At 62.4% G+C, this 13,419-nt stretch carries 9 protein-coding genes; all 9 read right to left on the minus strand.

Translation table 11 applies throughout. The features are described from left to right. Nucleotides 1-80 precede the first annotated feature (80 nt). Nucleotides 81-602, minus strand: a complete 522-nt coding sequence (locus B6V72_RS02490) for a chemotaxis protein CheD (RefSeq protein WP_075776489.1) — start codon at nucleotides 600-602, stop codon at nucleotides 81-83. Then, nucleotides 599-1,663 carry a chemotaxis response regulator protein-glutamate methylesterase gene (locus tag B6V72_RS02495; RefSeq protein WP_088734490.1) on the minus strand — a complete coding sequence of 355 codons (1,065 nt, stop codon included), beginning with the start codon at nucleotides 1,661-1,663 and terminating at the stop codon, nucleotides 599-601. Before B6V72_RS02495 ends, B6V72_RS02490 begins: the two co-directional genes overlap by 4 nt. Nucleotides 1,664-1,683: 20 nt before the next feature. Continuing rightward, nucleotides 1,684-4,734 (minus strand): methyl-accepting chemotaxis protein, encoded by a 3,051-nt coding sequence (locus tag B6V72_RS02500; protein ID WP_168172993.1) that lies wholly within the window; start codon nucleotides 4,732-4,734, stop codon nucleotides 1,684-1,686. Between the two features lie 125 nt (nucleotides 4,735-4,859). Then, nucleotides 4,860-5,624, minus strand: a complete 765-nt coding sequence (locus B6V72_RS02505; protein ID WP_088734494.1) for a squalene/phytoene synthase family protein — start codon at nucleotides 5,622-5,624, stop codon at nucleotides 4,860-4,862. Further along, nucleotides 5,621-7,243 (minus strand): citramalate synthase, encoded by a 1,623-nt coding sequence (gene cimA / locus B6V72_RS02510; protein ID WP_088734496.1) that lies wholly within the window; start codon nucleotides 7,241-7,243, stop codon nucleotides 5,621-5,623. The genes B6V72_RS02505 and cimA overlap by 4 nt, the downstream gene beginning before the upstream one ends. A 172-nt stretch (nucleotides 7,244-7,415) precedes the next feature. Further along, the gene (cysS, locus tag B6V72_RS02515) at nucleotides 7,416-8,816 is read right to left on the minus strand and encodes a cysteine--tRNA ligase (protein WP_088734498.1); all 1,401 of its coding nucleotides are present in this window, start codon (nucleotides 8,814-8,816) and stop codon (nucleotides 7,416-7,418) included. 255 nt (nucleotides 8,817-9,071) lie between these two features. Then, a complete protein-coding gene (locus B6V72_RS02520) occupies nucleotides 9,072-9,377 on the minus strand; it encodes a DUF1330 domain-containing protein (protein ID WP_088734500.1) in 306 nt (101 codons plus the stop codon). Further along, nucleotides 9,377-12,031, minus strand: a complete 2,655-nt coding sequence (gene alaS, locus B6V72_RS02525; protein WP_088734502.1) for an alanine--tRNA ligase — start codon at nucleotides 12,029-12,031, stop codon at nucleotides 9,377-9,379. Before alaS ends, B6V72_RS02520 begins: the two co-directional genes overlap by 1 nt. Nucleotides 12,032-12,155: 124 nt before the next feature. Beyond that, a complete protein-coding gene (gene recA / locus B6V72_RS02530; RefSeq protein ID WP_075776496.1) occupies nucleotides 12,156-13,223 on the minus strand; it encodes a recombinase RecA in 1,068 nt (355 codons plus the stop codon). Nucleotides 13,224-13,419 lie beyond the last annotated feature (196 nt).

The raw sequence follows: 13,419 nt of genomic DNA on the forward strand, positions 1-13,419 counted from the left end.
GAGCTTCCGAATACATTTTGCGACTCGATTGAGCCATGCCCGAACTACGAAGGAAGGTAACGTGTTTTTCATCCGACGTACTAGAACAACTCGATGTCGAGAGATGGCGCTGGTGCAATCTCGCGTTCAAGAACCTTTGCATCCCCGAGCAGCTTCTGGCGCGCTCGCCCGGTGTCAGGCCAAAACACTATCCGACGAGCTTGCGAGCCCCCTAGGCTTTGGCTGACACAGGGGATACCCTCCTTGGCGAGGAACTCGATTGAGAACTTGCTGTTCTTCAATCCGATATCCGATAGTCCATTGACCATGCGCGCGCCACCGAAGAGCTTCGCGCAAAGGTCACCACGTTGCGCACCCTGCTTGATCAGTTCATTTATCAGCAGTTCCATTGCGTTCACACCAAAGCTCGCCGCTTGAAAAGTTGAGCCGGTGGTATCTGGCAAGAGAAAGTGATTCATTCCGCCGACACGCGCTTTCCCATCGTAAAGACAGCAGGCCACACAGGAACCAAGGATGGTCGTGATAGATTGCGCTCCCGCTCCTGCGACAAGAAACTCACCTTGCGAAATGTGGATTGGCCGACCTGAAGCAACGGCGCTCATGTACCACCCACCTTGCCTTCCGGCGCGGAAATCTGAGCAGATCTAGTCAGAATTTCTTGCGAAATCTCTTCCAGCGGAACCGAATAGGACGCGGCTCCAAGTTCAAGAGCAGCACGCGGCATTCCAAAAACGATCGATGTCGCTTCATCTTGGGCGAAACAATGTGCTCCAGCTCTGCGAAGTTGCAACATTCCCTCCGCCCCGTCCCTTCCCATACCGGTGAGCAAAACAGCGACCGCCTTCGCCGCTATCTCGACCGCAGATTCGAATAGCACATCTACTGACGGGCGATGCCCGTTTCGCTTCTCGCTCTCGATCAATGCGAGTTCAGGAGCTTTCGCGTTTCGAACCGTGAGATGCGTTGCGCCACCAGGCGCGAGATAAACATGACCTTGCTCAAGAGACGTCCCCGTCATGCCGAGGCGAACGTTTGGCGCTATCATGCGATCGAGTCGTTCGGCGAAGCTCGCTAGGAAGCTTTCCGGCATATGTTGCGCGATGAGGGTGGGAGGGCAATTCCCGGGAAACCCTTTCAGTATCGTCTCAAGCGCGTCGACACCACCGGTCGAGGAACCGATAAGCACGATTTGACCGTCCCACCGAAAGTTTCGCGCGGGTGTAATCGCGGCGCGATCACGCGCTCTTTGAGGTAGTCGCGCGTTCGCACTTGCGAGAAGAATTTCCGGAAGCACTTCGAAACTTCTTTCGAGATTACCGAACCGGGGCTTTCCAACGCAGTCAATCGCTCCGAGGGCGAGCGCTTCGATTGCCGCACGCGATCCTTTATGTGTTTCTGTCGACACCATGACCACGGGGATCGGCCGTAAACGCATGAGGCGTTCGAGGAAAACTAGACCGCTCATTCGCGGCATCTCGACATCGAGCGTGATCACATCGGGCAAAAGCATTTTTATTTTTTCGCGCGCCTCGAACGCGTCTGCCGCCTCGCCGACCACGACAAGCCGCCGGTCCGTCGCGAGGCGCGCCCGAATGAGCTTACGCATCGTAGCGGAGTCATCGACGATGAGAACCCGTTTGGCGGAAGCAAAATCATCCGGCATTGGTTTTCCCTCGCGCGAACTCAAAATTCTTCCCAGTCTTCGGCTGCAAAGCTGGCGGCGCGCGGCGTCGTGTCGCCGACCGCGCGCGAAAGCTCGACGTTCCCGTCTCTTTCGTTCGATGTTACTTGCGACAACTCGGAGCGCTCGCGCGCAGGCGGCGAGAGTGACTGCGTATTGACTGTAAATTGCGCTGTGATGTCGCGCAGTGAAGTCGCGTTTGTGGTCAAGGCGTGGCTCGCCGCTGTGGTTTCTTCGAACATTGCAGCGTTTTGTTGGGTCACCTGGTCGAGCTGATTGACCGCAGTATTGATCTCCTTGAGTCCTTCCGCCTGTTCACGCGCGCCGCCCGCTATTTCTGAAACGCGCGATGAAATGTCCATCACCGCGCCGAGAATGCCCTCGAGGGCGCGACCGGTTTCATGGACGAGGCCGACGCCGCGCGTAACCTGTTCGCTCGACGCGGTGATCAGGGCATCAATCTCGCGAGCGGCCTCCGAAGAGCGCTGCGCGAGGGCACGCACCTCTGAGGCGACGACGGCGAAGCCGCGCCCCGCTTCACCCGCGCGCGCAGCTTCGACGCCGGCATTAAGTGCGAGAAGGTTGGTCTGGAACGCGATTTCGTCGATCACGCCAATGATTTTGGAAATCTGAAGCGAGCTGGTTTCGATCTCGCCCATAGCTTGAATTGCCTGTTTCACCACTTCGCCCGATGTCTCGGCGCTATTACGGGCCTCGGAGACCACGCGATCCGTTTCGGCCACCCCTTGCGCCGAGGTTGTGACAGACGATGACAATTCATCGAGCGCGGCAGCCGTTTCTTCGAGCGTGGCGGCCTGTTGTTCGGTTCTGCGACTGAGATCGTCAGAGGCCGACGCGATCTCACGTGCCTCGGTATCGATCGCCGCCGCGTTGTCTATCACGGTTTCGATTGCTGCAGCGAGATTTCGCGCTGCATCATTGAAGTCATTGCGCAGCGCCTCGTATTCCTCGGTGAACTCCATGTCGAGAGTCAGGCTCAGGTCGCCGCGGGAGAGGGCGGCAAGGCCGACCTGCAAGGACTCGACCACCGATTTCTGCGCCTCCAGCATTGCAAGGTTGCGGTTCTGCGCGGTGGTGAGAGCGGTCTCTGCCGCAGTCACGTCATTCGCCATGAGAAAAATCTTCATCAAGCGACCGGCTTTGTCCGAGATCCCATTCAGCGTGCCGTCGAGCAGGTAGGCATCTCCCTCCGGGGCGCGCATCGTGAAGCGGGCGGTCACGGACTGCCCGGCGGCGACCGTGGGCCAAGGATCGCTGCCATCGATAGGGCTCAGCCATTCCTTCAGCGGCTGCCCTGTCAGGTTTTGCGCCTGCGCTCCAAGGAGCGTCTGCATATTTGCGTTCATTCGCGTCACCAAGCCCGCAGGATCCGTTTCGCAAACGAGTTGGCCACGCTCGATGGCCGAAACGAGCGCATCCTTCATGCGACGCTCGGTGACATCTTGCCATTCGACGACAAAACCGGCCTGATTGCCGTCGGCATCGACAAAATTGGTGACGTCGACTCCGAAACGGCCATCACCGACCTTGATATCGACATGAAGCGGCAATTTGCCGGGATCATCGAGCAGCGCACGCGCGTGATGCCGCTCCGCATGGAAGTCGTCCATCGACCGGCCAACGAGACCGTCGGGATCAAGGTCGGGACTGACGACGCGAAACTCCTTGATCCGGGATGCGACCAGTTCTACCAGCGCACGGTTGACATGCGTGATGCGGAAATCCTGATCGACGATCATCAGCGCGGCGGAGGCATTCGCAAAGGCTGCGCCTTGTCGGGTCGCCTCGCGCTGGATGGCTTCGGCACGATCGAGCTCATTGCGCAGGTTGCTCAGCGCCGAGGCGATCGCGCCGACCTCGTCGCCGCGACGGGTCTGCACGATCTCACCGGTGTAATCCCCTTCGCTAATCTTGCGAATGGACTTCGCGAGTCCTTTAAGGGGATTTGAGACAGATCGCGCCATCCAGGTCGACAGCGCCGCAAGCAGAAGGATGAGCCAGGACGCATTGAAAAGCATCGAGCGGGCGAGCGACGTAGCTGGCGCGAAAAGCTCTGCCCTGTCCTGTTCCACGACCGCCCAATAGGGTTCATCGAACAGGGTGAGCGCCAATGTTCGTTCGATTGCCGGGTGCCCCGAAAGCGAAGTCACTTCATCCTGCCCCTGTTTCACGGCATTCAGGGTCGGCTCGGGCAAAGCCTCCCCCGGCTTCGGTGCGGCGTCAGGAAAGCGAAGGTCGCTCATCAGCCGACCTTCCGCATCTATCAGGAACCCCTCACCGGTCTCGCCCATGCCGCGCGGGTTGGCCATGATCTGCCCAAGCTGTGTCATGGGCTTTTGCAAGACCACCGCTCCGAGGTTGAGGCCGGTGCCGCTGCGCACGGGGCGCGCTGCGAAAAACCGCCCCTCGCCGGCGTTGAAATGCGGCGGAGGCACGGCGACGGTGCTTGCCGACACCATGCGCCGCGGCGCGTTCAACCAGTCCAAAGCCTTTGTCGCGGCCTCCTTCAGGCCGGCGGGCTCGTCCCTGAGGGGGTGGCCGATCGCGGCGTGATCACGAACCGCGAAGACGATGCGACCGTCGCGATCGACCAGATAAAGATCGTCCAATCCATGCTCAGCAAAAATCTGTTCGATCACAGGGCCATAGCGGTCCTGCAGCAGGCGGTAGTCCCGCAGAGGGCCGCTCATTTCGCCCGCGGACGCGCCGGCCTCGGCCGTCCCGTTTCTCAAACTATCGATCGCCGCGGAGTCGAGGTTGTCGACGCTTCTTGTGAACTCGTAAAGCGCCCGGGCCGTGTCGGGATTGGCCGAGATCGTGCGCGTGTTGGAAGCAAGCCGCTGCGCCCAGTCTTCCACCAGCGCCGCGCGCGCCTCGAGCGTCCGCCCGAGACGCTGCCTCCCCTCGCTTTCCAGCAACCCGTGCGCGGTGCGATAGGCAGAAATTCCCATGATCGTCAGTGCGACCATTGCGATCGCCACCAGCATCAGCGGTAACTTCAATCCGAGTTTGAGATTGTCGAAAAAGCGCATCAACGTCCTCCGGCGAACTGCGGCAGCGACCCGATAGATCGGGGCAATCGCGGTCACCATCCGGCGAAGAGTTGAAGATTCCTCTAACTTCGGAAAATTTCCTGCGCTCTACGATGCAGACGCGCTCAGACACCAAGCAAGGCGGCGCGCAGAAGGCCCGAGCGACGCCGGAATTCCGACAGCACCAATGCGCCCGGCGCGAGCGGGTCATCTGAGCCGTGCGCGCGCGCGAGGACGGCTCTCGCCTGCCATCCCGGTAGAAGCGCGGCCTTGGCGGCGCCGAGCCGCAGCTTGCGCGCGGGCTCGAGGCGCGCCTGCCCCTCGGCCGCGAGCTGGCGCAAGGTCTCAGCGTCGGGCGCAGCAAGTGGCGGACGACCGCGCGCAGCCAGGTCGGGCCATGCCTGCAGAAGCGCCGCCAACCCGGCGCCCGCGCCGAAACTGCGCACCGCGATCTCGGCCTCATTCGGCGCGCCGAGCGCCTCGGCAGCGGCCCAGTACAGCGCTCCGGAGGTCTGGTCGAGATAGGCCCAAAGGCTTGAAATATCGTCGAAAGGTTCGGGCCAACAGTCGGCGCGTCGAGCCTCGGCGGCAGCAATCAGATGGCGGGCGGGCGCTGCGACCGACACCAGCGCCGGGCCGATCTCGTGCGGGGGCTCCCGCTGTTCGGACAGCGCCTCGAGGGCATCGACCCACCATTGCAGTCGCATCTCGGCGACCATCGGCTCTGACGAAGCCCAGGGCGCGCGCGCGATCTCGAGATTGGCGGCGTAGAGCGGCCAGAGGCGGTCGCGCAGTTCGGCGGGCGCGGCCATCGTCGCGGCGAAGCGATCGGGATCGCCCTGGCGCACGGCCTCGGCTGACGCTTGCAGGGAGGCGGCCAGATCGCTCATGCCGGTTGCGCCCCGTCGCGCAGCAGTTTCCAGATCATCGCGTCGAGGAGCGCCTCGAAACTCGCGTCGACTATGTTCGGCGACACGCCCACGGTGGACCAGCGCTGGCCTGCGCCGTCTTCGCTGTCGATGATGACGCGGGTCACGGCCTCGGTGCCGCCTTGGGTGATACGGACCCGGAAATCGACCAGTTTCATGTCGTCGATGAGGTTCTGATAGGGGCCCAGATCCTTCGACAGAGCTTTCGAGAGTGCGTTCACCGGGCCGCGGTCATGGCCCTGCTCGTCCATACTTTCCGAGACCGAGAGCATCTTCTTGCCGCCGACCTTAACCACCACGACGGCTTCCGAAATCGAAACCATCTTGTCGTAGCGGTTCTTCCGACGCTCCACAGTGACCTTGTAGCGCTTCACTTCGAAGAAATTCGGCAGCTGCCCCAGTTCGGCACGCGCGAGAAGCTCGAAACTCGCCTGCGCGCCGTCATAGGCATAGCCCTGATCCTCGCGTTCCTTGATAAGATCGAGGATACGCGCGAGGCGCGGATCGTCCTTTTCGACCTCGATCCCCATCCCCTTGAGCCGCGCGCGCAGGTTCGATTGGCCGGCCTGGTTGGACATCGGGATCAGCCGCGTATTCCCCACCACAGCCGGATCGATATGCTCGTAAGTGTCTGGATTTTTGAGGATTGCCGAAGCGTGCAGACCAGCCTTATGAGTAAAAGCCGAGGCGCCCACATAGGGCGCCGAGCGCAGCGGCACCCGGTTCAGGATATCGTCGAGCTTGCGCGAGAGCTTGGTGATCCCGCGCAGGCTCTCATGGCTGATGCCAGTGTCGAGCGTCGACGCGTAAGGCTCTTTCAAGAGCAGCGTCGGGATCAGCGTGATCAGGTTCGCGTTGCCGCAGCGCTCGCCCAGACCGTTGAGCGTGCCTTGGATTTGGCGCGCACCGGCCTCAACTGCGGCGAGGCTGCCCGCCACGGCGTTGCCGGTATCGTCATGGCAATGGATGCCGAGACGGTCGCCGGGAATGCCCGCCGCGATCACCGCCTCGACGATCTTGCCGATCTCGCCCGGCAGCGTGCCGCCATTGGTGTCGCAAAGCACGATCCAGCGCGCGCCCGCCTCAAAGGCCGCACGGCAGCACTCCAGCGCATAGTCCGGGTTCGTCTTGTAGCCGTCGAAGAAATGCTCCGCATCGAACAGCGCCTCGCGGCCTTGCGCCACCATATGTGCGACCGAGGCGCGGATATTCTCTAGGTTCTCCTCCAGCGTGATCCCGAGCGCGGTGGTGACGTGGTAGTCATGCGTCTTGCCGACGAGGCAGACGGCGGGCGTATTCGCGTTCATCACGCCCGCGAGAACGTCGTCATTCGCGGCCGAGCGCCCTGCCCGCTTGGTCATCCCGAAAGCCGTGAAGGTTGCCCGCGTCTCGGGCCGCGCTTCGAAGAAATCGCTGTCGGTCGGGTTCGCCCCGGGCCAGCCGCCTTCGATATAGTCGATGCCGATTGCGTCGAGCGCCTTGGCGATCTCGATCTTCTCAGGCACCGAGAACTGGACGCCCGCCGATTGCTGCCCATCGCGGAGCGTCGTGTCGTAGAGATAGAGGCGTTGTTTGGTCATTGGTTGCCTCCGTCGAGGTTACGTTCCGCCCAGCGGCACGTCGGGCCGCGCCCTAAGGGTCCAAGAACCACCGGATCGCTTGCGATCCGGTTCGCCCCCGACCCGCCCCCCAGGGCGGGGGCGAAGATGCCCCCACCCTCGGGCCGGGGGCAAACCTGCGTTGCGTAAGCCATCACAGACCCTCCAGCTTGGCGGGGTCGAAATCGGATCCGGGCAGCAATTCCACCCCGGCCTTCGACATGCGCACCTCAACACCTGCCGCGACGAGCGCCTGTTTCATTGCATCGACCGGCGCGAAGTCCTTGGTTTCCATCGCATTAGCACGCAAAGCAACGAGCTTGTCGGCGAGCCCCGAGAGATCGGCCTCCGGTGCCGCGACCCAATCGCCCATCCCATCGTCAAGCAGGCCGAGCATCGCAGCGGAAGCCTTCAGAACTGCTGGATCATCGATTTGATGCAGCGCCGCGATGGCACCCGCCGTGTTAAGATCGTCGGTGAGCGCAGCGATCACCTCCGGCGCCGCCTCGGGTGAAGGTGTGACCCCATCAACAGCTGTCCGCCACTTGCGCAGGGTCGCAGCCGCCGCCCGCGCCTTCTCAGCCGTCCAATCCATCGGCTTCGTATAGTGCGTCTGCAGGAACACGAACCGGATCACTTCGCCCGGAATACCCTTCTCGCCGTCATGGCCGTCGAGCAGATCCCGCACGGTGAAGAAATTGCCCAAGCTCTTGGACATTTTCTTGCCCTCGACCTGCAGCATCTCGTTATGCAGCCAGTAATTCGCGAAGGAGCCCTCGGGATGGGCGCAGCAGCTTTGCGCGATCTCGTTCTCGTGGTGCGGGAATTGCAGGTCGATCCCGCCGCCATGGATGTCGAACGACGCACCCAGCAGCTCGTAAGACATGGCCGAGCATTCGATATGCCAGCCCGGACGGCCCCTGCCCCACGGGCTCTCCCAGCCCGGCAGCCCCTCGTCGGAGGGTTTCCAGAGCACGAAATCCATCGGGTCTTCCTTGAACGGCGCAACCTCGACCCGAGCCCCCGCCATCATGTCATCGACAGTCCGACCCGACAGCGCGCCATAGTCCTTGTAGCTGCGCACCCGGAACAGCACATGCCCCTCGGCGGCATAGGCGTGACCGTCGGCGATCAGCGTCTCGATCATCGCGATCATCGCGCCGATATAGTCGGTCGCGCGCGGCTCCCGATCCGGGCGCAACGCCCCAAGCGCATCCATGTCGGCATGATACCAGCCGATGGTCTCCTCGGTCCGCGCGCGGATCAGCTCTTCGAGCGACCCTTCGGCCCCGGCCTCCTTGCGCGCCAGCGCCGTCGCGTTGATCTTGTCATCCACATCCGTGAAATTGCGCACATAGGTGACGTGCTCCGGCCCGTAGACGTGGCGCAGCAGCCGGTAGAGCACGTCGAACACCACGACGGGCCGCGCATTGCCGAGATGGGCGCGGTCGTAAACGGTCGGCCCGCAGAGATACATCCGCACGTTCTTCGCATCGATGGGATGGAAATCCTCGACCTTCCGGGTCAGGGAATTGCGCAAACGGATCTGGGTCATAAGTCCTCGCAAAGGGTCGGCGGCACCTGCCGGCGGGCTTACAAGGTCATGTCGTTTTTGGAAAGAGAAGACCGGCCCGCGTGACGATGTCAGCGGATAATGCAGCAGATGATGATGGTCTTCGTTGTCATGGCGAGAAGATAAGCCGTCGCCCGCCCAAAGGTCCAGAGCAAAATTGGGCGCGCCCGAAAACGAAAAGGGGCAGCCGCAGCCACCCCTTTTCGGACTTCTGATCAGCGATTTACGCGACGATCTTCACTTGAACTCGACGTCGTCCATCGCCTCGACGATCACCAGATCGCGTTCGGCCGCGCCGTCGGCATGGGCCAGCGCCGCCTGATAGTCGTCGGAGCGGTAGCAGGTTTCGGCCGCGTCCAGCGAGGGGAACCAGGCAACCACGTTGCGCGCCCGGTCATTGCCTTCCAGCTGCACGTAACGCGCGCCACGGGCGAGGAACCGCCCGCCATGTTTCGCGATCGCGGGCCCCGCGCCTTCGGCATATTTGCCATACGCCTCGGCGTCTTTCACGGTTACATGGGCGATCCAGAATGCGCCTGCCATCAAAGTTCCTCCAACAAAGTTTTCACGGCCGCAACGGCCTCCTCGGCTTTCGATGGATCGGCCCCGCCGGCTTGCGCCATGTCGGGACGGCCACCGCCGCCTTTCCCACCAAGAGCCTGCGCCGCGGCCTTCACCAGGTCGACCGCGCTCACACGCTCGGTCAGGTCCTTGGTCACGCCAGCCGCCACGGCCGCCTTGCCGCCCGCATCCGCGACGACGAGGATCACGCCGGAACCGACCTTGTCCTTCAACTCGTCCACGATGCCGGGAAGGTCCTTGCCGGTTACGCCGGACACCACTTGAGGCACGAACTTCAAGCCATTGATTTCACTTACGTCCGGGCCGCCGGAAGCACCACCGCCCATCGCAAGTTCGCGACGCAGCTGCGCGATCTCGTTGGCCTGCGCCTTGCGCTCGTCGAGGATCGCCTGCAGACGCCCGAGCACATCCTGCTCGGAGGTCTTGATCAGCCCTTCGATCTCGGTGAGCAGCTTGTCGCGGCGGCGCAGTTCGGCCATCGCGATATCGCCGGTCAGCGCCTCGATCCGGCGCACGCCAGACGACGACGCGCCTTCGCTCGTCAGCACGAAAGTACCGATATCCCCGGTGCGCTTCACGTGGGTGCCGCCGCACAGCTCGAGCGAATAGATATTGCCGGTCGTGCCTTTGCCGGAATTGGCCAGTTCGCCCATCGAGACGACGCGCACCTCGTCGCCGTATTTCTCGCCAAACAGCGCCTGCGCGCCCAGGTCGCGAGCATCATCCGGCGTCATGATCCGCGTGTCGACCGGCGTATTTTGGCGAATGAATTCATTCACTTCACGCTCGATCTTCGCGATTTCCTCCGGGCTGAGCGCCTTGTTGTGCGAGAAGTCGAAGCGCAGACGATCCTCGGCATTGAGCGAGCCGCGTTGGGCCACGTGATCGCCCAGCGTGCGGCGCAGCGCCTCGTGCAGCAGGTGCGTGGCCGAGTGGTTCGCCCGGATCGCGCTGCGGCGGGCGTGGTCGACTTCCAGCTTCGCGCCCTGCCCCTTGGCAATCTCGCCTTCGGTCACACGCGCGAAATGGATGAACACGCCTGCGACTTTCTTGGTGTCGGTAACCTCGGCTTTACCTGTGTCGGTCACGATCCAGCCACGATCGCCGATCTGGCCGCCGCTTTCAGCGTAGAACGGGGTCTGGTTGACCACGACCTGAACCTCGCCGGTCGCTGTGTCGATCTCGGCACCGTCGGTTACCAACGCGGTGATCTGCCCCTCGGCAGTCTCGGTGTCATAGCCGAGGAATTCGGTCGCGCCGAGTTTCTCGGACAGGTCGAACCAGATCGCGGCATTGGTGGCTTCCCCCGTGCCGGACCAGCTGGCGCGCGCCTTGGCCTTCTGCTCTTCCATCGCGGAGTCGAACCCTTCGGTGTCGACCTCGCGATCCCGCTCGCGCAGAGCGTCCTGCGTCAGATCGAGCGGGAAGCCAAACGTGTCATAGAGTTTGAACGCGGTCTCGCCCGGCAGTTTCTGCCCCTCGGGGAGGTCCAGAAGCGCCTCATCGAGCAGCTTGAGCCCGCGATCGAGCGTGGTCTTGAAGCGGGTTTCCTCGCCCAGAAGGGTCTCTTCGATCAGTGCCTGCGCCCGGCCAAGCTCGGGGTAAGCCGCGCCCATCTCCCGGATCAGCGAGGGGACAAGACGGTGCATCACCGGATCCTTCGCGCCCAGCAGGTGCGCGTGGCGCATCGCGCGGCGCATGATCCGGCGCAGGACGTAACCACGCCCGTCCGCCGAGGGCATCACGCCATCCGCGATCAGGAACGAGGTCGAACGCAGGTGATCCGCGATCACGCGGTGATGCACGTTGCCCGGCCCGTCCGGGGCGCCATCCGTCGCGTTGGCCGAGGCCTCGATCAGGTGGCGCATCAGGTCGGTGTCGTAATTGTCGTGTTTGCCCTGCAGCAGCGCACCGATCCGCTCGAGCCCCATGCCGGTGTCGATCGACTGCATGTCGAGCGCGCGCATCGAGCCGTCCTCGAACTGCTCGTTCTGCATGAAAACGAGGTTCCAGATCTCGATGAAGCGGTCGCCATCTTCCTCGGGCGAGCCGGGCGGGCCGCCCCAGATGTGATCGCCGTGATCGAAGAAAATCTCGGTGCAGGGACCGCACGGCCCGGTCGGGCCCATCTGCCAGAAATTGTCCGAGGTCGGAATGCGGATGATCCGCTCGTCCGGCAGACCCGCGACTTTCTTCCACATCTCCGCCGCCTCGTCATCGGTATGGTAAACCGTGACCAGCAGCTTTTCTTTCGGAATATCGAAATCCTTGGTCAGCAGTTCCCAGGCGAAGGGGATCGCGCCTTCCTTGAAATAGTCGCCGAAGGAAAAATTCCCCAGCATTTCGAAGAAGGTATGGTGGCGCGCAGTGTAGCCGACATTGTCGAGGTCGTTATGCTTGCCCCCGGCGCGCACGCATTTCTGCGCGGTCGTCGCCCGGTTGTAGTCACGCTTCTCCACCCCGGTGAAGCAGTTCTTGAACTGCACCATGCCGGAATTGGTGAACATCAGCGTCGGGTCGTTGCGCGGAACGAGGGGCGAGCTGTCAACGACCCGGTGGCCGTTGCGCTCGAAGTAATTGAGGAAAGTGGAGCGGATTTCGTTAAGGCTGGGCATAGTGTCCTGTCTCGCCTGATCGGGCTTGTTCGCTCCCGTTTAACGCCCGCCCTTCCCCCTGTCCAGCAATCGCAAAAGGCCGGGAGTTTGCGCTCCCGGCCTTTGCAAGAATTCGCGGTGAAGATCAGTCTTCGGTCAGCGCGTCGTCTTCAGACAGATTGTCGAATTCGAGCCCGTGGCTGGCGCGGATTTTATCCTCGATCTCGTAGGCAACATCGGGATGTTCGCGCAGGAAGGTTTTCGCGTTTTCACGGCCCTGCCCGATCCGTTCGTCCCCGTAGGAATACCAAGCGCCGGCCTTGTCGACGACCCCCGCCTTGACGCCCAGATCGACCAGTTCGCCCATCTTCGAGATACCCTCGCCATACATGATGTCGAACTCGACCTGCTTGAACGGCGGGGCGACCTTGTTCTTGACCACTTTCACGCGGGTCTGGTTGCCCACCACCTCGTCGCGATCCTTGATCGAGCCGATGCGGCGGATGTCGAGGCGCACGGAGGCGTAGAATTTCAGCGCGTTGCCGCCCGAGGTCGTTTCCGGCGAGCCGAACATCACGCCGATCTTCATCCGGATCTGGTTGATGAAGATCACCATGCAATTCGAACGCCCGATCGACGCGGTCAGCTTACGCATCGCCTGGCTCATCAGGCGGGCCTGCGCGCCCACGGTGTGGTCGCCCATATCGCCTTCGATCTCGGCCTTCGGCGTGAGCGCCGCGACCGAGTCGACCACCACGAGGCTGACCGCGCCGGAGCGTACCAGCGTATCGACGATTTCCAGCGCCTGTTCGCCCGTGTCGGGCTGCGAGATCAGCAGTTCGTCGAGATCGACTCCGAGCTTGCGTGCATAATGCGGGTCGAGCGCGTGTTCGGCGTCGACGAAGGCGCAGACGCCGCCCTTCTTCTGCTCTTCCGCGATCGCGTGGAGCGTCAGCGTCGTCTTGCCCGAGCTTTCAGGCCCGTAGATTTCGACGATCCGGCCTTTCGGAAGACCGCCGATCCCGAGCGCGATATCCAGACCGAGCGAGCCGGTCGACGTCGCTTCGATTTCCCGAGCGGGCGTCTCGCCGCCGAGCTTCATGATCGAGCCTTTGCCGAACTGCCGCTCGATCTGCGCCAGCGCCGAGTCGAGCGCCTTCTGCTTGTCTGCCTTGGGAGATTTATCCATGTCGAAAAGCTTCGCTACTGCCATTTGTCCGCTTCCTTATTTCACAGCGACGGCCGGTCGGCAATGCGACGCCCTCGCGCGGATGTTCACCTCATGTTCTGCTCGCACTATGCGCACGAAACATGAACATTACAATAAAATTCTGATAGCCCTACTGAACCGCATTTACCCTTAAGAAACGGTTTACCGACGCGAACCGAATGATTATCACCGGCGGAGT

Origin of the sequence: Thioclava sp. F34-6 (assembly GCF_002213235.1) — a bacterium.
GTDB lineage: Bacteria > Pseudomonadota > Alphaproteobacteria > Rhodobacterales > Rhodobacteraceae > Thioclava > Thioclava nitratireducens.